At 74.0% G+C, this 24,697-nt stretch carries 19 protein-coding genes; 4 read left to right on the forward strand and 15 right to left on the reverse strand.

All coding sequences use genetic code 11. The annotated features are described in order from the left end of the window. The first annotated feature begins 142 nt into the window (after positions 1-142). Together ettA and AB4K12_RS06395 are read left to right on the forward strand one after the other, a co-directional pair. Positions 143-1,807, forward strand: a complete 1,665-nt coding sequence (gene ettA / locus AB4K12_RS06390) for an energy-dependent translational throttle protein EttA (protein ID WP_368433291.1) — start codon at positions 143-145, stop codon at positions 1,805-1,807. Further along, positions 1,807-2,565, forward strand: coding sequence for a hypothetical protein (locus tag AB4K12_RS06395; protein WP_368433292.1), 759 nt, complete (start codon positions 1,807-1,809; stop codon positions 2,563-2,565). The genes ettA and AB4K12_RS06395 overlap by 1 nt, the downstream gene beginning before the upstream one ends. A gap of 64 nt (positions 2,566-2,629) precedes the next feature. On the opposite strand, the gene AB4K12_RS06400 is transcribed toward AB4K12_RS06395, so the two are convergent. From AB4K12_RS06400 to AB4K12_RS06460, 13 genes are all read right to left on the reverse strand, one after another. Beyond that, positions 2,630-3,034, reverse strand: a complete 405-nt coding sequence (locus AB4K12_RS06400; protein ID WP_368433293.1) for a globin — start codon at positions 3,032-3,034, stop codon at positions 2,630-2,632. A 66-nt stretch (positions 3,035-3,100) separates the two neighbouring features. Beyond that, positions 3,101-4,084, reverse strand: coding sequence for an FHA domain-containing protein (locus AB4K12_RS06405; RefSeq protein WP_368433294.1), 984 nt, complete (start codon positions 4,082-4,084; stop codon positions 3,101-3,103). A gap of 19 nt (positions 4,085-4,103) precedes the next feature. Then, positions 4,104-5,462, reverse strand: a complete 1,359-nt coding sequence (locus AB4K12_RS06410) for a VWA domain-containing protein (protein WP_368433295.1) — start codon at positions 5,460-5,462, stop codon at positions 4,104-4,106. Between the two features lie 114 nt (positions 5,463-5,576). Continuing rightward, on the reverse strand, positions 5,577-6,737 hold the full coding sequence (locus AB4K12_RS06415; protein ID WP_368433296.1) for a protein phosphatase 2C domain-containing protein: 1,161 nt from the start codon (positions 6,735-6,737) through the stop codon (positions 5,577-5,579). Positions 6,738-6,740: 3 nt separating this feature from the next. Continuing rightward, positions 6,741-9,326 (reverse strand): tetratricopeptide repeat protein, encoded by a 2,586-nt coding sequence (locus tag AB4K12_RS06420; RefSeq protein ID WP_368433297.1) that lies wholly within the window; start codon positions 9,324-9,326, stop codon positions 6,741-6,743. After that, positions 9,323-10,645 carry a hypothetical protein gene (locus AB4K12_RS06425; protein ID WP_368433298.1) on the reverse strand — a complete coding sequence of 441 codons (1,323 nt, stop codon included), beginning with the start codon at positions 10,643-10,645 and terminating at the stop codon, positions 9,323-9,325. The genes AB4K12_RS06420 and AB4K12_RS06425 overlap by 4 nt, the downstream gene beginning before the upstream one ends. A gap of 168 nt (positions 10,646-10,813) precedes the next feature. Beyond that, positions 10,814-11,776: a glutamate ABC transporter substrate-binding protein gene (locus AB4K12_RS06430; protein WP_368433299.1), complete on the reverse strand. Its 963-nt coding sequence runs from the start codon at positions 11,774-11,776 to the stop codon at positions 10,814-10,816. A gap of 17 nt (positions 11,777-11,793) precedes the next feature. Then, positions 11,794-13,176, reverse strand: a complete 1,383-nt coding sequence (locus tag AB4K12_RS06435) for a hypothetical protein (RefSeq protein ID WP_368433300.1) — start codon at positions 13,174-13,176, stop codon at positions 11,794-11,796. A gap of 299 nt (positions 13,177-13,475) precedes the next feature. After that, entirely contained in the window at positions 13,476-14,297 is an 822-nt protein-coding gene (locus AB4K12_RS06440) for a tyrosinase family protein (protein WP_368433301.1), read from the reverse strand. A gap of 50 nt (positions 14,298-14,347) precedes the next feature. Continuing rightward, positions 14,348-14,752 carry a tyrosinase cofactor gene (locus AB4K12_RS06445; RefSeq protein ID WP_368433302.1) on the reverse strand — a complete coding sequence of 135 codons (405 nt, stop codon included), beginning with the start codon at positions 14,750-14,752 and terminating at the stop codon, positions 14,348-14,350. A 430-nt stretch (positions 14,753-15,182) separates the two neighbouring features. Next, the gene (locus tag AB4K12_RS06450) at positions 15,183-16,169 is read right to left on the reverse strand and encodes an N-acetylglucosamine kinase (RefSeq protein ID WP_368433303.1); all 987 of its coding nucleotides are present in this window, start codon (positions 16,167-16,169) and stop codon (positions 15,183-15,185) included. Continuing rightward, the gene (locus AB4K12_RS06455; RefSeq protein WP_368433304.1) at positions 16,160-17,413 is read right to left on the reverse strand and encodes a 6-phospho-beta-glucosidase; all 1,254 of its coding nucleotides are present in this window, start codon (positions 17,411-17,413) and stop codon (positions 16,160-16,162) included. The genes AB4K12_RS06450 and AB4K12_RS06455 overlap by 10 nt, the downstream gene beginning before the upstream one ends. Positions 17,414-17,603: 190 nt before the next feature. Beyond that, a complete protein-coding gene (locus AB4K12_RS06460; RefSeq protein ID WP_368433305.1) occupies positions 17,604-18,749 on the reverse strand; it encodes an ROK family transcriptional regulator in 1,146 nt (381 codons plus the stop codon). Between the two features lie 238 nt (positions 18,750-18,987). Here AB4K12_RS06460 and AB4K12_RS06465 point away from each other — a divergent pair, with 238 nt between their 5' ends. Further along, complete coding sequence (locus AB4K12_RS06465) at positions 18,988-19,506, forward strand: FBP domain-containing protein (RefSeq protein WP_368433306.1); 519 nt, start codon at positions 18,988-18,990, stop codon at positions 19,504-19,506. Between the two features lie 157 nt (positions 19,507-19,663). Here AB4K12_RS06465 and AB4K12_RS06470 read toward each other — a convergent pair whose 3' ends face one another. Continuing rightward, positions 19,664-20,740 (reverse strand): mechanosensitive ion channel family protein, encoded by a 1,077-nt coding sequence (locus tag AB4K12_RS06470; RefSeq protein ID WP_368433307.1) that lies wholly within the window; start codon positions 20,738-20,740, stop codon positions 19,664-19,666. A 279-nt stretch (positions 20,741-21,019) separates the two neighbouring features. Here AB4K12_RS06470 and AB4K12_RS06475 point away from each other — a divergent pair, with 279 nt between their 5' ends. Beyond that, on the forward strand, positions 21,020-21,556 hold the full coding sequence (locus AB4K12_RS06475) for an HNH endonuclease (RefSeq protein WP_086570884.1): 537 nt from the start codon (positions 21,020-21,022) through the stop codon (positions 21,554-21,556). Between the two features lie 61 nt (positions 21,557-21,617). On the opposite strand, the gene AB4K12_RS06480 is transcribed toward AB4K12_RS06475, so the two are convergent. Beyond that, positions 21,618-24,662, reverse strand: a complete 3,045-nt coding sequence (locus AB4K12_RS06480) for a beta-N-acetylglucosaminidase domain-containing protein (protein ID WP_368433819.1) — start codon at positions 24,660-24,662, stop codon at positions 21,618-21,620. Between the last annotated feature and the right edge of the window lie 35 nt (positions 24,663-24,697).

A 24,697-nucleotide genomic window follows, 5' to 3' on the forward strand; every position in this document is an offset into this window, starting at 1 on the left:
ACCGGGGGAGATCCCACGGTCACCGGCACGTCGCCCGTAACGCGTTTCCGCCAAGGGCTTCCCGTACGGCAAGATGGGGTGTATCTGCCCTCACTGCGGCGGAGCCGCACATTGGCCCTTCTCGAATGCCGGACGGTTTCTCTTGGCTGAGTACATCTACACCATGCGCAAGACGCGCAAGGCGCACGGCGACAAGGTCATCCTTGATGACGTGACGCTGAGCTTCCTGCCCGGTGCGAAGATCGGTGTGGTCGGCCCCAACGGTGCCGGTAAGTCCACCGTCCTCAAGATCATGGCCGGTCTGGAGCAGCCGTCGAACGGCGACGCGTTCCTGTCGCCCGGCTTCAGCGTCGGCATCCTGATGCAGGAGCCGAAGCTCGACGAGACCAAGACGGTGCTCGAGAACGTCCAGGACGGCGTCGCCGAGGTCAAGGGCAAGCTCGACCGGTTCAACGAGATCGCCGAGCTGATGGCGACCGACTACTCCGACGCGCTGCTCGACGAGATGGGCAAGCTCCAGGAGGAGCTGGACCACTCCAACGCCTGGGACCTCGACGCGCAGCTCGAGCAGGCCATGGACGCGCTGGGCTGCCCGCCCGCCGACTGGCCGGTGGTCAACCTCTCCGGTGGTGAGAAGCGCCGCGTCGCGCTGTGCCGCCTGCTGCTGGAGGCCCCCGACCTGCTGCTCCTCGACGAGCCCACCAACCACCTCGACGCCGAGTCGGTGAACTGGCTGGAGCAGCACCTCGCCAAGTACGCGGGCACCGTCGTGGCGATCACCCACGACCGCTACTTCCTCGACAACGTCGCCGAGTGGATCCTCGAGCTCGACCGCGGCCGCGCGATCCCCTACGAGGGCAACTACTCCACCTACCTGGAGAACAAGGCCTCCCGTCTGAAGGTCGAGGGCCAGAAGGACGCCAAGCGCGCGAAGCGCCTCAAGGAAGAGCTGGAGTGGGTCCGCTCCAACGCCAAGGGCCGCCAGGCCAAGTCCAAGGCGCGTCTGGCCCGTTACGAGGAGATGGCGGCCGAGGCCGACAAGATGCGGAAGCTGGACTTCGAGGAGATCCAGATCCCGCCGGGCCCGCGCCTGGGCTCCGTCGTCGTCGAGGTCAACAACCTCTCCAAGGCGTTCGGCGACAAGGTCCTCATCGACGACCTGTCCTTCACCCTGCCGCGCAACGGCATCGTCGGCGTGATCGGCCCGAACGGCGCCGGCAAGACCACGCTCTTCAAGATGATCCAGGGCCTGGAGAAGCCGGACTCCGGCTCCATCAAGGTCGGCGAGACCGTCAAGATCTCGTACGTCGACCAGAGCCGCGCCAACATCGACCCGAAGAAGACGCTGTGGGCCGTCGTCTCCGACGAGCTGGACTACATCAACGTCGGCCAGGTCGAGATGCCGTCCCGCGCCTACGTCTCCGCGTTCGGCTTCAAGGGCCCGGACCAGCAGAAGCCGGCCGGCGTGCTCTCCGGCGGTGAGCGCAACCGCCTCAACCTCGCGCTCACCCTCAAGCAGGGCGGCAACCTGCTGCTCCTCGACGAGCCGACCAACGACCTCGACGTCGAGACCCTGTCCTCGCTCGAGAACGCGCTGCTGGACTTCCCCGGCGCCGCGGTGGTCGTCTCCCACGACCGCTGGTTCCTGGACCGAGTGGCCACGCACATCCTGGCCTACGAGGGCGACTCCAAGTGGTTCTGGTTCGAGGGCAACTTCGAGTCCTACGAGAAGAACAAGATCGAGCGCCTCGGTGCTGACGCGGCCCGTCCGCACCGTGCCACCTACAAGAAGCTGACGCGGGGCTGATGTACCGGCTGTGCTTCGCCGACGCCGGGGAGGCGGCCGACCTGGCCGCCTTCCTGGCCCGGCTGATCCACTACGACCGGGCCGCCGCCGTCCGGCTGCAGGCCGGCGGTGGCGTGCTCGGCGTCTTCGGCCGCCCGCCGTCCTTCGAGGTCCTCGCGATCCGCACGGCCCGCCTGGCCACCGACGTCACGCTGGACGTGACCGTCTCGGCCGGACAGCTCGCGGACGCCCTCGACAACGGCGACCCGGCTGCCGAGGGCGGCCTGGAGGCCGTGGTGCCCGAGGCCGTCACCGGCCCGCCCTGGGCGGGCGTCCTGCCGCCGCGCGGCGGCTGGCGGCGCGTCGAGCCCTTCCCCGGGGCCCCGGACGTACGGGGAGCGGTCGCGGCCGCCGTCGCGGAGTTCCGGACCCGGGACGAGGCGCTGCCCGAGCAGCACCGCACCCGTGCCGAGCGCGAGCGCATCGGCCGGGAGATCTGGTCGCGCACCCTGGGCGACACCGGGCTGCCCCTGCGTGCCGTGCACGCCGCCCAGTCGCTGGGCTTCCTGCGCCCTGCCGGGGCGCGGGAGCGGGCGCCGCACCAGGCCGTGGCGAGCGTCGCGGCCGGTCCCGCCGTCCGCGCCGCGGGCGCGACGGCCCTGGCGCCGGAGCCGCTGGCCCTCTTCGCCGCACGCGGCTGGCTGCGGCTGCGCACCCCCTACGGCTCGGTGGCCGTGCGGACGGGCGGCCTGCGGGACCTCACGGTCACCCCCGCCTGACGACAGGGACGACACAGACGACACAGACGTCACGGCATCACGGACGGCCGGGGCCCGGGGCGGTTCAGCCCTGGGCGTTGACCATGGAGGCGGCGGCGTAGGTCATATAGCCCCACAGCTGCCGCTCCAGCTCGGGCGCGAGCCCGAGCTCGTCCACCGCGTCCCGCATGTGCCGCAGCCAGGCGTCGTGCGCGGCGCGGTCCACCGTGAACGGCGCGTGCCGCATCCGCAGCCGGGGGTGACCGCGGTTCTCGCTGTAGGTGCGCGGGCCGCCCCAGTACTGCATCAGGAAGAGCACCAGGCGCTCCTCGGCCGGGCCGAGGTCCTCCTCCGGGTACATCGGCCGCAGCAGGGGATCGCCGGCCACACCCTGGTAGAAGCGGTGGACCAGGCGCCGGAAGGTCTCCTCGCCGCCGACCTGCTCGTAGAAGGTCTGCTCCTGAAGCGTGCCGCGCGGAATCTCATTCACCCCTCCATGGTCTCAGACCGCCCGGCGGAGGACCGGCGGCTCAGGACTCCCGCCGCTGCCGGCCCCTCAGCCCCGCCGGACCGTGATCGTCGTCCACGCCCCCACGTGCACCCGGTCGCCGTCCTGGAGCGGAACGGGCACATAGGGCTGGATCGGGTCCTCGGAGCCGTTGACCGTCGTGCCGTTGGTGGAGTCCTGGTCGACGACCGCCCAGCCGCCGTCCGGCTGCTGCACCAGCATGGCGTGCTGGTGCGAGACGCCGGGGTCCTCCGGCGGGCGGGACAGGTCGATGTCCGGGGACTCGCCCGTGCTGTGCCGGCGGCGACCGATGGTGACCTGGTGCCCGCCGAGGGGGAAGCGCAGCTCGGGGGAGTAGGCGGGCAGGTTCAGCCCCGCCGCCTCCGGGCCGCTGCGGTTCATCATCGACAGGAAGTACTCCCGGTCGGGCGTGATGACCGCGACCCAGACGCCGCCCTGCGAGGGCACTCCGGGCGGCGGCACGGGCCGCGGGGCGCCCTCGGCCGGGCCGCGCTCGCCCTGGTGCTCGTAGGAGTACGGGGCGGGGGCGGCGGCCTGGCCCGGGACGGGCGGGGGCAGCACCCAGTCGTCCTCGCCGAAGACCTGCGGCTGCTCGTGCGGGACCAGCGGCTCGGCCGGGCGGTTCACGCGCGACGGGCGGGAGCCGTGGTAGTCGAAGCTCTGCGGCTGCTGGGCGTGCTGCGGCGGGGGCGGCGGCGCCGACTGGAAGCCCTGGACGGGCTGGGGCGGCTGGGCGTAGGGGTTCGCCGTCCGGGTCGCGAAGTTGTAGCGGCACTCCTCGCAGAAGGGCGCCTGCGCCTCCCGGGGCGTACGGCACTGGGGACACAGCTCCGCCTGGACGGTGACGTCGCCGCCGGCGGCCGGGAAGCCGTAGCCGCCCGTGCCGGGCGGCGGGGAGGACGGCGGCGGAGGCACGACAGGCGCGGGCGCGCCTGCCTCCGGCATCCGGTGGCCGCACACCTCGCACCAGTCTTCGGCACCCGACTGATGGCCGTTCGGGCAGGTCGGCATGGCGGTGGATTCCCCCTCGTCACTTCTTGACGCGAACGGTCTTGGTGGAGCGCGTCTCGAGCGTCATCTCCGCTTCCTCCGAGACCTTCGTCTTCAGCCGCACAGTACCGTTCGCCGCGTCCACGACGTCGACCACCTTGGCGAGCAGTTTCGCGGTGTCCTCATGACCCGAGCGGCTGGCCAGCTGCACCGCGCGGCCGAGCTTCTCCGTCGCCCCGTCGACGTCCCCGGACTTGCGCAGGTCCAGCCCCTGCTGGATGGCCTGGGCCAGTTCGGCCTGGCCCGTGTAGTGGGCGACCTGCGGGTTGATGGACGTGGACGCGGCCAGGTCGTCCGTCCACACCGCCCGCACCAGCCCCTGGGCGAGGACGTGCGGTGAGGCGCCGTCCGGGGTGGGCAGCACCAGCGAGACCCGGGCGGCGAGCATCTCCTGGCCCACGTGGGCGCTCGGCACCCGCACGCACACGTGGTAGTCCCGCGACTCCTCGCCCCAGGATCCGGTGGGGTAGTCGCTCGCGCGCGGCCCGGCCGCGGCCCGGCGGTCCGTCAGTTCCTCGACGGTGGGCGCCATCTGCTTGACGAAGAGCACCTCGGCGCCCTGCGGGGTCCACAGCCGCAGCGAGACGTCGCCGACCTCCTTGCCCATGACGGTCTCCATCATCGACGTGAAGTCCGCGGCCAGGGCGGCCGGGTCGGCGACGATGTCGGCGCTGCCCAGCAGGGCGGAGGCTATGCCCGTGACCTCCTTGACCTCCCAGTCGGTGCCCACGCCGCGCGCGTCGCAGGTGAACCGGCCCGCGCACGCGTCCAGCGACGCCCGCAGCGCCTCCGGCTCCTCGTGCTCGTTGCGCCCGTCGGTGAGCAGGATGCCGTGGCGTATGGAGGCGTCGGAGGAGGAGAGCAGCCGGTCGGCCAGGCGCAGCCAGGTGCCGATGGCCGTACCCCCGCCCGGGCCGAGCTTGCGCAGGGCCTCCTTGGCCTGGCCGCGGGTGGTGGCGTCGGCCACCGCCAGCCGCCCGCCGGCGGGGTAGACCTCGCGCGCCTGGTGGGTGCCGGCGACGACGGCGAAGGCGACGCCGTCGCGCAGCGCGTCGATGGCGGCGGCCGTGGCGTCGCGGGCGTTGCGCATCTTGGCGGGCGGGTAGTCCATCGAGCCCGAGCAGTCGACCATGACGACGACCGCCGCGTCGGGGGCGTGGCCGCCGGGCGAGAAGGAGCCGGGGGACAGGGAGCCGGAGGGGAGGGACGGCTCGCCGGGGCCGCCGTCGGCGGTGACCGTGACGATCGCGTTGACCTCGCGGCCGCCCTCGGGGAGGTTGACGTTCTGGTACACCTCGACCGAGAACCGCGGCACGCTCGGTGGGGACATACTGGCCATCTCATCCGCTCCTTCGTACTCCACGTGGTCACATGGGGCGTGCGGCGGGGCGGACAGCCGCGCGGCGCCGTGCACGGCGCCGCGTATCGATCCCCCCGTGGTCACTCAAGGCCGTCAGGCCGATCCTGCCCCCTCGCGCGGGGCCGGGAACGGCAGTACGGCCACTGTTACGTTGTCGTGGCCCCCTCCGTCCAGGGCGTGCGCCAGCAGACGGCGTGCGCACTCCAGCGGCCGGGTGCGGGCGTCGGGCGGCACGACGGCCGCCATGTGCTCGGCGGACTCCGCGTAGTTCCACAGGCCGTCGGTGCAGACGATCACCACACCCGGCCGGTCGGGGTGGTACGAGGCGGTGTGCGGCTCGACCTCGTAGGCGTCCGCGCCCAGCCAGCCGGTGATCGCGTGGGCGCGCTCGTCCGCGTAGGCCTCGGCCTCCGACATCAGCCCGGCGGCCACCATCTGGGCCGCCCAGGAGTCGTCCTCGGTCAGCCGGGCGGGCTGGGTGGCGCGGTCGTCGGGCACCCAGTAGGCGCGGCTGTCGCCGACCCAGCCGACCGTCAGCAGGTCGCCGGTGACGATGGCGCTGACGATGGTGCAGGCGGGGGCGTTCTCCTGGCGGTAGTGCTCGTGTTCGCGCGGCCGGGGGGCGGGGGCGGCCGCCAGGCCGGCGACGGCCTCGGCGGCCAGGACGATCGCCCGGTGGGTGGCCTCCCTGGGGGGCGCGCCCCGCTCCAGGTCCTCGACCAGGGCGCCGTGCGCCGCGGCGCAGGCGGCGGCCGACGCCTCGTCGGGCCGCGAGGCGGACGACACGCCGTCGCTGACGACCGCGACGACGGTCCGGCCGCCGGTCAGGTCGGTGGTGGACACGGCGTACGCGTCCTCGTTGCGGTGGTGGCGCAGGCCGCGGTCGGTGACCGCCGCGACGCCTGCCGACTCGTGCTCCATGTGATCCCGTTCGCGCGGTTGTGCATGCCCGCAGTGTTCGCAGTACCCGTCTTTGTCGATCATGCCCGACCGGCAGGCCGCACAGGCTCCGCCGGGGCTCGCGCCGTGCGCCGGCTGGGTGGGCACCCCGCCGGCCGGCGGGGCGAGGCGGTAGTCGTCCGCCCCTCGCACCACAGGCGTGTCAGGCTGCCGCCACCCGTCGGCCCGCGCCCTCCCGGGCGCGGGCGGCACGGCCGAGAGGTCCGCGCCGCAGCCTCCGCAGAAGTTGTCGGCCGGCTCCAGCGGCTCGTGACAGACGGGACACGCCGTCAGTTGTGGGGGCAGTTGCGACATCGATCACACCCATGTCCTGGGGCGGTAACGGTTGGCCCGCTCCACCAGTTCGATCCGTTCCTCACCGCGCTGGGCCAGGCGGGCGAGCACGCGGTACGAGCGCTCCAGCCCGAACCGCAGGTCCTGCTCGTCGAGGCCGCTGCCGAGCAGGCGCGCCGGCCCCGGCGCGGCTCCGCCGCCGGCGGCCGCGCCCTGACGGCCCGACAGCACCCAGTCCAGCGCGGCGCCCAGCACCTCGGACGACAGCTGCTCGCGCCGCATCGCGTCCAGGCCGAAGTCCGCCAGCCGCTCCACCTGCCCGGCGGCCGCGCCGAGGTCCGCCAGCAGCGCGTCCCGCGCGGAGCGCTGCCGCAGCCGCGCCCGGACCGCCGCGACGCGCGCCGCCGTGTAGTGGATGGAGGCCTCCGGCACGGACTCCAGGGCGGCGACCGCCCCGGCCCGGTCACCGGCGGCCAGCCGCACCCGGGCCAGCGCGAAGGCGGCGCCCACGAAGCCCGGGTCGGTCGCCCACACCAGACGGTAGTACTCGGCGGCGTTGTCGAGCTGGCCGAGGAGCTCCGCGCACACCCCCAGCGCCAGCTTCGGGGCGGGCTCGCCGGGGAAGGCGTCGTAGACGGCGTCGAAGGAGAGCGCCGCCGTCCCGTGGGCGCCGACCACCAGGGAGTGCACGCCGCGGTGCCAGACGGTGCGCCAGTCCTCGGGGTGGGCGGCCTCCAGGGCGTCCAGGGCCGCTCCCGCCGGGCCGTCCTCGCCGAGTTCCAGCTGGGCCCGTACCCGGCGCAGCCGCAGCTCCGGAGAGTCCGCGGGCGCCGCCCGCAGCGCGGCGTACAGCTCGGCGGGCTGGGAGGCGAGCAGGCCGGCCAGGAAGCCGGCGTTGGGGTCGGAGCCGTCGACGAGGGGCGGCGGCAGGGCGAGGGCGGTGGCCCGGGCGTCCAGCGGCTCGACGGCGGGCACCGAGGGCCCGGCGCCCTGCGCGGGGATCGCGGCCGGGCCGGGGGCGCGCCGGCCCGCAGGCCGCTCGCCGAGCAGCGAGACCTCCCCGGTCCAGGGGGCGAACAGGCGGGTGTCCACCACCCGCGGCTCCGGCCCGAACAGCGTGGACACCGCCGGCCGGGGCGTGCCCGTCTGGAGTGCCACGATCTCCCGCAGGACGCCCGTCAGCTGCTCGGCCATCTCGTCGGCGGAGGAGAACCGGCGCGCCGGGTCCGGGTCGGTGGCCCGCACGAGCAGCCGGTAGAAGGACTCGTAGCGGGTGAGGACGTCGATGTTCTCCGGGGCGGGCAGGCCGTCGGCGAAGACGGTGGTGTAGCCCTGGAAGTCGAAGGTGAGCACGGCGAGGGTGCGCGCCACGGTGTAGAGGTCGGAGGCCACCGACGGGCCCAGCTCGGCGACCTCCGGGGCCTGGTAGCCGACCGTGCCGTAGATGGGGCTGTCGTGGTCGTCCATCCGCCGGACCGCGCCCATGTCGATGAGCTTGAGCCGGTCCTGCTGCTGGATGGCGTTGTCGACCTTGAAGTCGCAGTAGAGGAGGTTGCGGCTGTGCAGGTGGGCCAGCGCCTCCAGCGCCTCGATGCCGTACGCGCAGGCCTGCTCCACCGGCAGCGGGTCGCGCCGGCCGTCGGGCCGGCGCCGCTCGTTGGCGATCTCCTTGAGGGACTTGCCGCCGACGTACTCCATGACGATGTAGCCGTCGAGGCTGCCGGTGCGCTGGTCGAGGTGCTCGACGAAGTTGTAGATGCGGACGATGTTGGAGTGCTCGATCTCCGCGAGGAAGCGCCGCTCGGAGACCGCGGCGGCCAGCGCGTCCTCGTCGCCAGTGTCGAGCAGGCCCTTGAGGACCACCCACCGGTCGGAGACCGCGCGGTCGATGGCCAGGTAGATCCACCCCAGCCCGCCGTGCGCCAGACACCCGGCGACCTCGTACTGGCCGCGCACCACGTCGCCCGGGTGCAGCTTGGGTACGAAGGAGTAGGGGTGGCCGCACTTGGTGCAGAAGCCCTCCGTGCGTCCCGGGCGCCCGGCGCGCGAACGCCCCACGGGGACGCCGCAGTCGCCCCTGCTGCAGAACCGCTTGCGCTCGGGCACCTCCGGCCGCTCGAGCACCGCCGCGCGGGGGTCGGGGCGCGGCAGGCCCGGCATCGTGACCAGGCCGGCGCCCAGCCGGTTGCGCCCGGGGCCGGACCCCCCCGACTGCCGGCTGCGCACCGAGACCGAGGGGGGCCCGCCGGCCTCCGTCCGCCCGGAGCCCGCGGACAGGGAACGGGAGAGCCGGCCGGGCACCGACCGGCGCGAGGAGGCGGACCGCGAGGACGACCCCGACGACCCCGACGACCCCGACGACCCGGACGACCCCGACGACGACCGGGCGGAAGGCGAGCTTCCAGCGCTCCCGCTCCCCGCGCTCCCCCCGCTCTCCTCCGCGGAACTGGCCCGTCCGCCCGCCCGGGTGACCCCCGTGGGAGGCGAGGAGATCTGCCCGCCGGGCGAGACCACCGGTGCCAGCCCGCACTCGCCGCAGTACAGCTCGCCGCCGCCGACGTCCTCGTAGACGCCGCCGCAGTCCGGCCGCTGGCAGCTGGTGCCCGTCATGATTCCCCCCTGCCCTCGGCGGCCCCGGGAACGGCCGAACGGGCTGGCGGGGCCGCCGCCTCCGCCACGGCCCGCTGGAAGCGCAGCACGGCGCCCTCGGCGGCCACCAGATCGCACGGCGCGCTCCACAGCATGCGGCGCGCCACGTCGTACCGCTCGATGATGAAGTGGTCCTCCGCCAGCCCCAGCCGGGCCGCCTTGGCGCGGTACGCGTCCAGCCGGCCGCGCAGCTCGGCCCGTACGGCCAGCGGGGCGGTCACCGCCGTCAGCGACTCGCGGGCACGCAGCAGCTCCTCCTCGGCACGCTGCTCCAGGCTCTCCAGCAGCGGGGACAGGCGGTGCCACCGGGCGGCCCTGCGGTGCTCGGAGGCCACCGCCAGCTGCTCGTAGAGCACGGTCGGCGGACCGGAGACGGCGGGCACCTCGGACGCGGCGATCTTCGAGAGGACCTCGACGCGGGCCTGCCGGGCCTCGCCGAGCGTGCGGTCCGCGCGCGAGAGGACGTCGCGCACGCGCATCAGCCGCTGCTCGGCGTCCTGGCGGACGTCGAGCACGGCCTCGATCTCGCGGCGTACGTCCTCCAGGGCGAGGGCGGCGCGGTCGTAGCGGCCGGTGTCGGGGCGGCCCCCGCCGGGCGCGGTTCCGGCCGGGGCGCCGGTCCAGAAGGCGAGCGGATCGGATATCACTTCGGACCGCAGCGCGGCCAGTTCATCGGCGATCCGCTCGAGGTCGTCGCCGGCGGGGTGGTCGCCGGGGCGCACGCCCACGGAGTGGGCCAGGGCGCGGCTGCGCTGCAGTTCGGCGGCGAGCAGGTCGATGCGGGCGGGCAGCGCGGACCAGACGGCGTCGGCGGCGACCACCACGTCCAGGGCGCGGGCGTACCAGCTGTTCATCCGGTCGACCAGCTCGTGCAGGCTGAGCCGTTCGCTGAGCTTGGCGGAGGCGCCCAGCAGCACGGCCGTGGCCGCGGGCGGGCCGGCGGGCAGGGTGATCCCGGTGCCGCGCAGCAGGTCCGTCAGCTCGGACAGCTCGCCCTGGGTGGGCCAGCGGCGGCGGGCGCGCAGCTCACGGGCCGCCTCCAGCGCGTCGGTATAGGCGTCGAAGTACACCCACAGCTGCGTGACGAGCGCTTCGGTGACCTCCCACCGGTCCTTGGTCACCCCGGCCAGCTCCGCGCCCTCCAGCAGGCGACGGCCGGCATGGTCCTGGAGGGCCAGCAGCGAGGACTCCACGGCCTCGTGCTCCGCGCCGAGTCTCGCCAGCGCACGGTCCACCTCCTCGCGGCTCAAGGCCGGCCCGGTGGGCCCCGCGACCGCCATCGATCCCCTCTCCTGTGCGCGGCCCACGCCACGCACGAACGCTGTGAACGGTATTCCCCGTCCGTGCCGGTACGTCGTCGGTCCCCAGTCCCTGTAGGTCAATCCTCGTACGTCGGTCCGTGTACTGCGTTTCTCTCGCTTCGGCTCCCGTGCTTCGGTTCTCCCGCGTCAGTCCTTGTACTTCGGTTCCGGAGGGGCGGTGATTCCCTTGAGGTCGGCCGCCAGCCACTTGTGGTAGGCCACCATCCACGGGCTCTCGGCGCCGCCCCGGCGGTAGTCCTCCAGAACCGCGTTGACCCGGCGTACCAGGTCCTGGTCGCCCAGGTTCATCGCCACGCCGTAGGACTCGGTGGTGAACGGTTTGCCGACGAGTCGCACGGACGGGTCCTGGGCCGCCTGTCCGGCGGCCAGCGCGCTGTCGGTGATCACCGCGTCGACCTGTCCGAGCTGGAGCCGCACCAGGCAGTCGAGCTGGTTGGGCACGGTCAGCACCGTGGCGCCGTGCGACTCGGCGCGCAGCTCGCTCTCGCCCGTGGATCCCTTGGCCGTACAGACTTTCTTCCCCTTCAGGCTGTCGTCGAACGCCGTGACCGGTGACCCCTTGGGGGCCAGCACCTGCTGCCCGGCCTCGAAGTAGGCCGTGGAGAAGGCGACTTGCTTGATCCGGTCGCAGTTGATGGTCATGGTGCGCGCGATGATGTCCACCTTGCCCTTTTCCAGCGCGGGTATGCGTTGGTTGGTGGGGATCGCCAGAAAGGTGACCTTGTCGGGGTCGCCGAGGACGGCCTTGGCCACGGCGCGCACGAGGTCGATGTCGAAGCCGCTGAGCTCGCGGGTGGCGGGGTCGCGGTAGCCCCAGCGGTAGCTGTTCTGGTCCACGCCGGCGATGAGCCGGCCGCGGTTCTTGATGCGCTGCACCGCGGGGCCGTCGGCGGTGGAGGGCCGCAGGCTCGCCTCCGGGTCGGCGCACTTGGCCGGCGCGCGCACCGCCGCCTGGCGCGCGGAAGCGGCGGCGGGCGCCCGGCTCCCGGCGTCGCGCGGGGCGGCGGGCGGCAGCACGGCGAGCGCCGCAGCCATCGCACAGGCCGTGGCGGCGACCGCCGCCCACCGCCCGCCGGTCCGTCCGCTCATGGTCCAGCCTCCCCCTGTCACCGGTACTCCGAGAGCCTGCGCCCGATGCCCAGCACGGCGGCCGCGGCACCCAGCACGGCGAGCACGGCGGCCCCCGCCGCCAGCCCCGTCAGCGCCCCGCGGCCGTCGTCGGCGGCCGACCGGAACTCGCCCTGCTCGTGGGTCAGCGCCTGGCCCAGTTCCCTGTCCACCCGGTCGAACGATTCGCCGGTGCTGTCCTTCTCGCCGATCACCTTCGGCAGCGCGCGTTCGTAGTAGCCGCCGTCGTCGGCGGCGCGGGCCTCGCGGTGCCGCTGCTGCCACTGGCGTACGTCCTCGATCGCCTTGACCAGCGGCTCCCGCCCGCCGTCGCCGTCGGCCAGCGCCCGCGCCCGGCCCAGCAGGCTGTCCGGCGCCGGGGCGCCGGACGCCGGTGTGTCCTTGGCGTCCGCCCCCACCAGCCGGCCCATTCCCGAGCGGTAGCTCGACTCGTAGGCGTCGCCGCCCTCGGGGGTGAGCACGGCGCCGCGCGCCACGAGGGTCAGGCTCTCGTCGCCGCGGGCCTGGAGCGAGGCGATACGGGCCTCGTTGAGCACGCGCAGGGACTTGGCGCCGTGCTCGTAGGAGGTCGTCAGGCCCGAGCGCGCCAGGGCGTGCCCGGTCACCAGCCACAGCAGCACCACCGCGCAGGCGGCGGTCGCGGCCAGCAGGCCGTGGTTGAAGACGCGGTTGGTGCGGTGGTAGTCGCGGCGCTGGGCCCAGCCGAGCGCGCCCAGTGCCAGCACGCCGGTGGCCAGCGCGACCCAGGGCCAGGACTCGGCGTCGTCGTAGTCGGAGCCGAGCCGGCCGGTCTCGGCCTCGTACAGCGCGCGGGCGGCGGGCAGCAGGTCGTCGCGCATCCGGTCGCCGGCGTGCCGCAGATAGGCGCCGCCCAGCGGCAGTCCCTGGCGGTTGTTGGCACGGGCCGACTCCACCAGGCCGGTGTAGACGGGAAGTTGGGCGTTGAGTAGGGCTATCTGGCGCGCCGCACCGTGCGAACCCTCGGTGTTCGCGGCCGCCTTCACCAGCAGTTCGGACGCGAGCGCGATGTCCTTCTCGTATCGCTCGCGGACCGCGCGCGGTTCCTGGCCGCCGGCGAGGAAGCCGCCGGCCGCGGCGGTGTCGGCGTCGGCCAGGGAGCGGTAGATGTCGGCGGCGTCGGCGCTCAGCGGCTGGCTGTGGTCGACGACGGCGTCCGAGGCCGTGGCCCGGTCGGTGACCTGCCAGGCGGTGACCGCCCCGAAGGCCACCAGCAGCGCCGCCAGGACGGCCCCGATGATGCGCAGTCTGCCGGGCTCCGTGGTGGCCGAGGCCTTCAGGCGGTCCAGACCCTCGCGCCACGCTGTGCGCCGGGTGCCCGGATCCGGCTGCGGTTGTGACACGTGACCTCCCCCTTGGTCGCCGGCGGCGTCCGTCGCTCCGAGAGCCGCGAGGGACGGATGCCCGGCCAGCAGTATGGCCGCAGGGACTGACAAACACACCGGTCGTGCATCGATCTTGTGCGGACCGGGATATTCCCCTGATTCCCCGGTGTGTCCGTGTCGGCCTTCTCCTGTGTTCACGCGTGGGGTGGCTGTTCGGTTCCCGTACGAGGGGACGCGGGCGGACAGTTCCGGAGAAATGCCGTGGGGGCGGCGGGCCGGGGCCCGCCGCCCCCACGGGCGGCCGTACGAGAGGAATCTCAGCTGTCGTACGTGTAGAACTTCGTGTGGTCCAGCATGTCGGCCGGGGTGACGTTGTTCCAGGGGCGCATGGTGTCGTTGAGGTCCACGACGTTGGCCGTGCCGGCGGCCGGAAGGTACGTCGAGGTGGGGTGCAGGCGCTGCCAGTCGGCCCACAGCTTGTCGATGAAGCAGTGGTGCAGCCAGAAGACGGGGTCGTTGGGCGAGACGCCGGTGGCCATCTGGCCGCCTATCCACACGTGGACACGGTTGTGGAGGTTGACGCCGCGCCAGCCCTCGAGGTTGTTGCGGAAGCCGTTGGAGGAGCTGTTCCAGGGGGCCATGTCGTAGGTGGCCATGGCGAGCACGGAGTCCACCTCGGCGCGGGTGGGCAGCGCCCGGACGCTCGTGCCCAGCTCGCGCTGGAGGAAGGGCCGGTTGTCCACCGAGACGTTGATGTTCCACTGGCCGGTGGAGTAGGCGAACGGGCCGGTGGTGACCTGGGAGTCACGGCTGCGGCCGGTGCCGCCGAGGAAGTCGGCCCCGAATATGGAGGCGGTCGTGGTGCGGTCGGCGGTCCAGTCCCAATAGGGGAGCGTCACCGAAGAATCGATTTTCTGCAGCTCCTGCTCGAACTGGATGAGGAAGCGGCGGTGCCAGGGCAGGAACGACGGCGAGCGGTGGCCGACGCGGTCGCCGGAGTCGGAGTCGCTCATGATGAACTCGTTGTGCGTGCGCACGAATTCGTCGTAGCGGCCGTTCTTCTTCAGCGCCAGCACCGCGTTGACGAAGTTGCGCTTCTCGGTGGCGGTCAGGGTCGCCTGGTTCTTGCGTACTGCCATGGGGATCGTGTCCTCTCGGGTCGGGGCGGGGTGGCCGGCAGCGGCCGGAATCAGGCGGTGGCGATCGGGACGAGCACGGCGCCCTGGAGCTTGTCGACGGCGGCGCGGGTCAGCGCCAGCGGGTCGGCGAAGGTCTGGTAGTGGTTGACGACGCTGATCCAGGTGCCGTCGGCGTTCTGCATGACGTGCAGTTCCTTGCCGTCGATGGTCACGGCGAAGCCGCCGTGGTGGGCCTGGTGGCCACCGGTGGCGGGGGCGCCGACGATGCGGCGGCCCTTGTAGGTCTCGTCGAACGCCTGCGGGCCGTGGCCGGCGTGGTCGCCGTGGCCGGAGTGGTCCATGGGCTTCGTGCCGGTCTCGGCGGTCGCGATGCCGGCCACGCCGGCCAGTGCGGCGCCGGCCACGGCGACGGCCGTGCCCCGGAGGACGAAGCGGCGAGTGACGGTCTTGGACATGGGTGTCCCCCCTCGGGATGCGGGTGGTCGGGAGCAGGGGTTGCCACGAGGCGCCGAGTACCGTTTTGGGGTGATTTCGGCGGCCGTTGGTCGTATTTCGTGATCAATCCGTGCGTGCCCGGATGCTTGCATGCGGCCGAAGAGGGGGAGAAGCGGTTGCTCTGAATACGGACATTGGGGTACATGAACGGTCAACCAATGTCAGAAGAGAAATTTCTGAGGCTTCCCGTTGTTGACGTGAATGTCAGTAAGTTCAGTGAGCAGGGCGGGTCGTTGGTGAAGGATTTACGGTCACCCGGGCCACTCGGTGACGTCTCTCACGATGTGAAGATGACGTGAACAGATCGCACACCATGGAATCCGGCCACGCCAGGACGGACCGCCGCGACGGATCCCGCGGCACATGCCGGGCCGCGGCACAGGGGGTGTCCTAGCCGTAGTGGGCGCGCAGCCTGCCGTACGCCGCGGCCGGTGCCCCGGCGCCGTCGAGGGCCAGCAGCGCCGCGCCCAGCACGGGCGGCGCGGTGACCACGCCCGGCACGGCCCGGGGCGCCCGCGCGGCCAGCCGCGCGACGACCCGCTCGTGCAGCAGCGGGTGGCGCGCCGCGAGCACACCGCCGCCCAGCACCACCGGAACCTCGGCGTCCAGCAGGTCCAGCCGCCGCAGCGCGCTCACCGCCATGGCGACGACCTCGTCGGCCTGCCGGACCACCAGCGACCGGGCGATCGCGTCCCCGGCCGAGGCCACCGCGAAGAGGACGGGCGCCAGTTCGTGCCGCCGCTCCCAGCCGATGTGCCCCAGGTGCAGGGCCTCGACGAGCTCCGGCACGCCGGCCAGCCCGAAGTGGGCGGGCAGCGCCTCGCTGAGCGCGGTGGCCTCGCCGCGGCCGTCCGCCGCCCGCGCCGCCCACCACAGCGCCTCCTCCGCCAGGACCCCGCCGCCGCCCCAGTCGCCGGAGATCCGCCCCACCGCGAGGAAGCGTGCGGTCCGCCCGCCCGGCGCGATCCCCGAGCAGTTGATGCCCGCCCCGCACACGACGGCCACCCCCGCCCGCTCGCCCGCGTCCGGCAGCCCCGCGCGCAGCAGGGCGAAGGTGTCGTTGGCGACCGTGACCGTACGGCCCCACCCGTACGCCGCGATCTCCGCGGCCAGCCGCTCCTCCTCCACCGGCAGGTCGGCGTTCGCCAGGCACGCCTGGACGTGGGCCACCCGGCCCGCGGCCCGGGGCCCGGCCCGCTCGACCGCCCGCGCGACCACGGCCGCCAGGCCGGCCACCGCCCGTGCGGCGCCCTCCGCCACCGGCTGGAAGCCGGCGCCGCGCGCCGCGCCGAGCACCGTGCCGTCGGCGTCCACCAGCACCACGTCGGTCTTGCTGTTGCCCGCGTCGACGGCGAGCAGCGCACCGCTCACACCCACGCGAGGTGCTCCCGGTTGTGGGCGAGGAGAGCGTCGGTCAGCCGGTCCGCGGAGTCGCTCTGGCCGACGAGCGGATGGGCCAGCAGGGCCCGGAACACCCGGTCCCGGCCGCCCTTGAGCGCCGCCTCCAGGGCCAGGTGCTCGTACGCCGTCACCCCCGCGACCAGCCCCGCGAACAGGGGCTCCAGCGGCCGTACGGGCAGCGGGCGCGCACCCTGCCCGTCCACGGTCGCCGGTACCTCGACGACCGCGTCGTCGGGCAGGAAGGGCAGGGTGCCGTTGTTGAGCGTGTTGACCACCTGGACGTCGCCGGTGCCCGACAGCAGCGAGGACGTCAGCGCGACCGCCGCCTCCGAGTAGAAGGCGCCGCCCCGCTTCGCCAGCAGCGCCGGCTTCTCGTCCAGCGCCGGATCGCGGTACATCGCCAGCAGTTCCCGTTCCATGTCCGCCACTTCGGCCGCCCGCGAGGGCCTGGTCCGCAGCTCCTCGACGACGGCGTCGTGCCGGTAGAAGTAGCGCAGGTAGTAGGAGGGCACGACCCCCAGCCGGTCCAGCAGCGCGCGCGGCATGCGCAGGTCGGCCGCGATGGCCTCGCCGTGCTCGGCGAGCAGCCGGGGCAGGACGTCCCGGCCGTCCACGCGCACGGACCGCTCCCAGGTGAGGTGGTTCAGGCCCACGTGCTCCAGCGTCACCTCCCGGGGATCCACGCCGAGCAGCGTCGCGAACTTCCGCTGGAAGCCGATGGCCACGTTGCACAGCCCGACGGCGCGGTGCCCGGCCGTCAGCAGGGCGCGGGTGACGATCCCGACGGGGTTGGTGAAGTCGACGATCCAGGCGGCGGGGTTGCGGCGGCGCACCCGCTCGGCGATGTCCAGTACGACGGGGACGGTGCGCAGCGCCTTCGCCAGACCTCCCGCACCCGTGGTCTCCTGCCCGACGCAGCCGCACTCCAGGGGCCAGGTCTCGTCCTGGTGGCGGGCCGCCTGGCCGCCCACGCGCAGCTGCAGCAGCACGGCGTCGGCGCCGTCGGCGGCCGCGTCCAGGTCGGCGGTCCAGGAGACGCGGGCCGGGTGGTCCTGCCGGGCGAGGATCCGCCGGGACAGCGCGCCCACCGGCTCCAGGCGTTCGGCGTCCGGGTCGACGAGCACCAGCTCCGTCACCGGCAGCGTGGCGCGCAACCGGGCGATGCCGTCGACGAGTTCGGGGGTGTAGGTGGAGCCGCCCCCCACCACTGCGAGCTTCAACCCTTGACTCCTGTCGGTGTGACGCCTTCGACGAAGCGTGGCATGGCGGTACTTCCTTCGGGATGAGGATGCGGGGAAGTGACGCGATGGACGTACGGCGGTACTGGACGGAGGGCTGTGCTGGACGGAGGGCCAGGGCGTGTCAGAGGAGGGACGTACGGCGAGGGGCTGGGCGGCCGGAAGGGGACGTTCAGGTGGTGTCGAAGACTGTGTCGCGGGCGGCGGCCAGCGCGCCGTACAGCGCGCCAGCCAGGACGGGGGAGCCCTCGACGCCGCTCAGCCGCAGCCGCGGCCGGGGCAGTGCCAGCCCGGTCAGCTCGTCCTCGACCAGCTCGCGCAGCCGCTCGCCGCCGGCCCGGCCGACCTCGCCGCCGAGCACCACCAGCTCGGGGTCGACGACGGCGACGATCGCCGCCAGCCCGGTGGCGACGCGTGCGGCGAGCGCGGCGAGGAAGTCCTCGCCCGCGCCCGGGGTGGAGGCCGCGAGGAGCAGGGCCTGGGGGGCCGTCGGGGCGTCGATGCCGTGCTCGCGGGCCAGGGCGGCCACGGCCGCCGAGCCCACGAGCATCTGGAAGCCGCCCCCGCCGTCCGGGCCGGCGGTGGCCTCGGGGCCGCCGCGCGCGAGCGGGGCGCCGGGCAGCGGCATGTAGCCGACCTCGCCCGCGCCGCCGGTCGCGCCGCGCAGCAGCCGCCCGCCGAGGACGATGGCGGCGCCCACGCCCTCGTCGATCCACAGCAGGACGTAGTCGTCGGCGTCGCGGGCCGCGCCGCGGTGGCGCTCGGCGAGGGCGGCGAGGTTGACGTCGTTCTCGATGACGACGGGCGTGCCGAGGAGCGCGGCGAGTTCGGCGCGCAGGGCGGGCGCCTGCCAGCCGGGCAGGTGCGGGGCGTAGCGCAGCGTGCCGGTGCGGGGGTCGAGGGCGCCGGGGGTGCCGATGACCGTGTGCCGCAGGGCGGCCCGGCCGAGCCCGGCGGCGGCCAGGGCGCCGTCCACCGCCTCGGCCGCCGGCTCGCGCACCCGCTTGTTCGTGGCGGGGGCGGCGACGCGGTGTTCGCCGGTGACGGTGCCGGTGATGTCCGCGACGGCGGCGGTGATGCCCTTCTCGTCGACGGCGAGGCCGGCCACGTGCGCGGCGGTGGGCTCGATCTCGTAGAGCTGGGCGTTGGGCCCGGGGCGGCCGGTGACGTTGCCGGTGACGCGGACCAGGCCGGCGGCCGTCAGCCGGCCGAGCAGCTGGGAGGCGGTGGGCTTGGACAGGCCGGTCAGCTCGCCGAGGCGGGTGCGGGTGAGCGGGCCTTCCTCGAGGAGGAGGTCGAGCGCGGCGCGGTCGTTCATGGCCCGCAGGACGCGGGGCCTCCCGGGGACTCCGGCTCCGGCCATGGCTGTGCACCCGTCTGTGAGGGTCCGACAGGGAACTGTAAGGAAAGTTTCCTAATGGCGGAGGGACGCTATTGCGCGCCTCGGCGGGCCGTCAAGAGGCCGGGACCCGCCACCGCGCGCCGTGGCGCCCGGAGGCCGGCGACCGCGAAAATCAGGCGACGGCCCCCACCCGCCGCTGTTAGTTTCCTGCCACATGGAACAACTCGGCGAAAACGCCATACGCGCCTCCTTCGTGAACTGCTCGAAGGGCGAGGCGCGCAGGATCAGCCTGCCCAAGGGGCTGGCCGAACTCCCCTGGGCGGACCTGGACTTCCTCGGCTGGCGTGACCCGGGTGCGCCGGACCGGGGCTACATCGTCGCCCTGCGGGGCGGCGAACCCGTCGGCATCACCCTGCGCGTGCCGCAGGGCGGCCCCCGCAGCATGGCCAAGACCACCATGTGCTCCGTGTGCCTGACCGGCCACGCCGGCTCGGGCGTCTCGCTGCTCGCCGCCCGCAAGGTCGGTGCCTCCGGCCGCGACGGCAACACCGTCGGCACCTACATCTGCACGGACCTGGCCTGCTCCCTGTACGTACGGGGCAAGAAGGTGCCGGAGGTGACCATGCGGTACAAGGAGTCGCTCACGGTGGAGGAGCGCGTGGCCCGGATGACGGGCAACCTCGACGCGTTCCTGGACAAGGTCTTCCAGGAGCAGGGCTCGCCGGTGAGCTGAAACGGCCGGCCGACGTTGAAAGCGGCCGACATGGTCGGCGCTGAACGGTCGGTGCTGAAACGGCCGGCGCCGAAACCGCGCGGTCGGCGCGCATACGCAAGGGCCCCCTCGCCACATCGGCGGCGAGGGGGCCCTTGCGTCCTGCGCGTCCCGCGCGTCACTTGCCTATGGGGACTCCCGGCGTGACCGGCGGGATCGGTGTCGTCGCCTGGGACTGCGGGGACGTGGGGTTCGCCAGCGCGGACGGGGCCGCGACGGCGGCCGCCGGATCCGAGATGACCACGGTCTCCAGGTCCGGGTCGAGCGGGCGGCCCACGATGCGGATGCCCTCCGCGTCCAGCGCCCGCTTGATGCGCCAGCGCAGCTCGCGCTCCACCCCGACGGCCTTGCCCGGCATCGTCTTCACCGAGACCCGGATGATCACCGAGTCGAGGTAGATCGCGTTCAGGCCGAGCACCTCGACCGGCTCCCACAGCCGCTCGCTCCACGGCTCGGCCTTGCGCATCTCCTCGCCGGTCCGGGTGATCACCTCGCGCACCCGGTCCAGGTCCTCGTCCGCCCGCACCTGGACGTCGACGCCCGCGGTCGCCCAGCCCTGGCTGAGGTTGCCGATCCGCTTGACCTCGCCGTTGCGCACGTACCAGATCTCGCCGTCCACGCCGCGCAGCTTGGTCACCCGCAGGCCGACCTCGATCACCTCGCCGGAGGCCACCCCGGCGTCGATCGTGTCGCCGACCCCGTACTGGTCCTCGAGGATCATGAAGACGCCGGAGAGGAAGTCGGTGACCAGATTGCGCGCGCCGAAACCGATGGCGACACCGGCCACACCCGCGCTGGCCAGCAGCGGAGCAAGGTTGATCTTGAGTACGGAGAGGACCGTCAGGGCCGCCGTTCCCATGATCACGAACGAGGCGACGCTGCGCAGCACCGAACCGATGGCCTCCGAGCGCTGCCGCCGCCGCTCGGCGTTGACCAGCAGGCTGCCCAGGGCGGTGCCGTCGACCGCCTGGGCGGTGCGGTTCATCCGCGCTATGAGCTTGGTGATGGCGCGTCGGATCAGGTGCCGCATGGCCACCGCGATCAGCAGGATCAGGATGATGCGCAGGCCGTTGCTGAGCCAGACGGACCAGTTCTGCTCGACCCAGCCCGCGGCGTCGTTCGCCGTGCGTTGGGCCTCGTCCAGGGACGTGGGACGAGGCGTCGAGTCTGCGGCCAGGGCAGCGGACCAGAACACAGCAGGAATCCTCCGGTGTGGGGCGGACCCGCGACGAGGAGCGATGCGGGCGATCCACCACACTAACGGGGCAGGCAAGGTGCCCCGTTGTTCTGTTCGATACAGGACCGCTCTTGCGCGGGGATGGCCGTGGTGGGTCCGGCAGTGCTCCCCGGTGTGCTCCAAAACACCTGAGACCCGTTACTCAGTGATGGTGGCGCCGGTGGCGGGGGCCAGGGGACACTTGCAGGAGATCGTCCCGGCGCGAGCCACGCGCCGCCGGCGTACAAGGAGGCACCCGTGCCGCATGTCCTGGTCCTCAACGCGTCGTACGAGCCGCTCGGCGTCGTACCGCTCCGCCGCGCGCTCATACTCGTCCTCAATGAGAAGGCCATCAGCCTCGAGGACTCCGGCGCCTATCTGCACAGCGCGTCCTGCACCGTCCCCGCCCCCAGCGTCGTCAGGCTGAAGCGCTTCGTGCGGGTGCCCTTTCGGGGCCCCGTCCCGCTCACCCGCCGTGCCCTCTTCGCCCGCGACGGCGGGCGCTGCGCCTACTGCGGTGGCGTCGCAACCAGCGTCGACCACGTCGTCCCGCGCAGCCGAGGCGGCCAGCACGCCTGGGAGAACGTGGTCGCGGCGTGCCGTCGCTGCAACCACGTCAAGGCCGACCGGCACGTCGCCGAGCTCGGCTGGCGGCTGCGTCACCAACCCGCGCCGCCGTCCGGCCTGGCCTGGCGGATCATCGGCACGGGCCATAGGGATCCGCGCTGGCTGCCGTACCTGGAAGCCTACGGCGCGGAGGACGCGATGGCCCGGATCGACGGCATTTCCGCCTGAGATCACCGGGCCATCGTCGTCTGCGGGGCGCTGGCGTCCCGGACGCGGCGATGACCCGGTCTCAGCGCGCCTGCTCGCCCTTTCCGGGCTCCCGCACGGCGTACGCCTCCACCTGCCACAGCGAGTAACCGAAGCGCGTGGCCCGCTTCTCGCCCTGGACGCGCACGAAGCGCGCGTCCGGCGCGTCCATGCGCACGGCCTCCACGCCGCCCTTGCCGTCGGCGACGGCGGCCGCGTCGCGCCAGGTGCGGCCGTCCGGGGAGACCTGGACGCGGTAGCGGGCCGGGTGGGCCTCCTGCCAGTGCAGGACGAGCCGGCCCAGCCGGACCGGGCGGGCCAGCTCCAGCTGCCACCAGGCGTCGTCCCGGGCCGGTGAGGACCAGCGGGTGCGCGGGTCGCCGTCGAGCGCCGCGGAGGCCGGGAAGCGGGAGGTCTCGTCGCCGGAGGAGGCCGCCCGGCCGCCCGGCGCCAGGTCCGGTCCCCCGGTCGGCGGAAACGCCCGGACGGTTACGGTCCGCTCCTGTCCAGCGAGGCTGACGGGCACCGCGAACACCCGGCCCGGGCTCCCGGCCGGCACGGTCAGCTCGATCCGGGCCGTGGTGACGCCTCCGCGCACCGCGGACAGCTCGGCCGGGGCCTTGACCGTCACCCCGTCGGGCACCTTGACGGTGAGCTTCTCGTGCACCGCCTCCGGGCGCTGGTTGATCATCCGGGCCTCGATGACGGCCGGTCTGCCGCCGGTCTCCGCGTCCACCTCGCCCTGCCCGACCTCGAAGACGGCCGTGCGGGTGTCGGCGTACCAGGGGGTGAGCTCGTGCACGGCCGGCGGGGCCGTCGCCGCGTCCCCGCTCCACACCACCCGCAGCGCGTCCGCCCGCAGCCCCTTGCCCGGCACCTGCGTCCAGCCGCCGGCCTCCACGGGCCCCAGCGGCTGCCAGCCCTTGACCGGGTCGTGCGCCTCGACGGTGCCCGTCGGCCGCCTCCCCTGCCCGGGCTCGGTGAGCAGGGTGACGACGGTCAGCGGGTGCGGCTCGGGCAGCCGTACGGACAGCGGTTCGCCGGGCTTCGGGCGGAGGGCGGTGGACGGGTCGCCGTCGGTGGCCCGGCCCGCCGTGCGCAGCGGCCGGTCCACCCCGGTCCAGCCGTTGGCCCGGGCCAGGGCCTGGTCCAGGAAGGGCGTCAGCACGCCCGTGCCCACGGTCACCCGGTCCTGGCCGATCCGCCCGCGCAGCCGCTGGACGTCCAGCTGGGCCCGCCAGGCCCCGGCGCCGTCGCCGCGCGCCTGGGCGGTGAGCATGTCCACGGCCCGCACGCCCGCCTCGCCGTGCCGGGCCAGCTGCTCCAGCCACGGCCGCACCTCCGCGCCGAGGGCGGGGGAGAGCTTCTCGCGCGCCGAGGCCATGGTGCGGAAGGCGGCCCGCAGCTTCTCCGCGGCCCCCTCCAGCCTGCCGGTGTCGGAGCCGGCCAGCGCCGCCCAGAAGTCGTCCAGCAGCGGGCGCAGGTACGCCGACTCCTCGCCGCCCAGCACGGAGGAGGCGTCGTTGCCGGCGAGCGCCCGCAGTGCCTCGCGGGCCTGGCCGTCACCGCCCGCGAGGTCGTCGACGGCGGCCCGCCAGGACTCCTCGGGCCGGTATCCGCGCGGGTTCCAGGCGTAGTCGGCGGTGGTGAACAGCGGGATGCGGGACGCGGTCGGCTGGGCCGAGGCGTTGGCGAGCAGCGCGGCCGAGCCGGTCGCGACGGCCGGCTCGCGGCCGGTGTAGGGGCCGAGGAAGATACGGTCCTGCGCGAAGTCGTTGACCGGGTAGTTGTCCATGGTCACCAGCGGGTGGCCGAAGGCCGCGCGGGCGTCGGACAGTTCGCCGCCGGTGATGGTCTTGGGCACCACCCCCACGCCCGTCCACGCCACCTCCACGCGCGGGTCCAGCGCGTCGGCCAGCGCCCTGCGGAAGGCGGTGCGGCCGTCCTGGTAGTACTCGGTGGGCAGCAGCGACAGGGGGGCCGCCGCGTCGTCCTTGGCGGCCAGGTGCCGGGCCAGCTCGCCCGCCACCTTCGCCTGCGCCTTGGCCGCCGCCTTGGGGCCCGAGCCGAACGCGTCGGCGTCCGCGTCGCAGTGCCACTCGCTGTAGCTGACGTCCTCGAACTGCAGCTGGAAGGCGCGCACCCCCAGCGCCCACATGGCGTCGACCTTGCGCTTGAGCGCCCGCATGTCCCCGGCCGAGGAGAAGCACATGGCCTGTCCCGGGGAGACCGCCCAGCCCAGCGTCACATGATTGCGACGGGCCCGGTCGGCCAGCTCCCGGAACTCCGCGCGCTGTGTGGCGGGGTACGGGTCGCGCCAGCGGGCCTGGCGGTAGGGGTCGTCGCCGGGCGCGTAGAGATAGCGGTTGAGCTTGTTGCGGCCCATGAAGTCCAGCTGGGCGAGCCGCTGCGGCTGCGACCAGGGCCTGCCGTAGAAGCCCTCGGTGACGCCGCGCACCGCCGTGACGGGCCAGTCCCGGATCACCGCGCCCGCGAAGCCCCGCCCGCCGTCCCGCTCCACCACCAGCTGGCGCAGCGTCTGCGCGGCGTGGAAGAGCCCGTCGGTGCCCATGCCCGCCAGCGCCACCGCCGGCCGGCCGCCCGCGGTGCCCGTCGCCAGGCGGTAGCCGCCCCGGGGCAGGTCGGCGATGGGGCCCGCGCCCAGCGACCGCAGGGCGTCCTCGGCCGCCTGCCCGCCCGCGTAGACGATGAGCCCGGCCGGCGGCGGGGTGCCGCCGGGCTGGGCGTCGACGACCGTGCGGGCGCCCGCGGTGCGCAGGACCTCGCGCAGCGCCTCGATGGCGTGGGGGTCGGTGCCCTGCTCGGCCATCAGGGTGACCTCGTCACCCACCCGGACGTACGAGCCCTGGGCGCGTGCCGCCTGGGGGCGCGGCCAGACGGGCGGGAGGCCGCCCGTGCTCTCCTGGTCGGGGGCGTCCGGGCCCGGGGCGCCGGCGGCCGGCGAGGGTCCGGGGTCGGCCAGGGCGTCGCCGGCGTTGCCGAGCAGCCCGCCGAGAAGGGCGGCCGCGAGGACGGTGACCCCGGCCCGCCGGGGGCGGCCGGCGGCGGAGGGGAGGACCCTGCCCAGCCGGCCCGTGCCGAGGGTGCGGCCGGGCCGCCGCC

Origin of the sequence: Streptomyces sp. C36 (genome assembly GCF_040932295.1) — a bacterium.
GTDB classification, from domain to species: domain Bacteria; phylum Actinomycetota; class Actinomycetes; order Streptomycetales; family Streptomycetaceae; genus Streptomyces; species Streptomyces triculaminicus.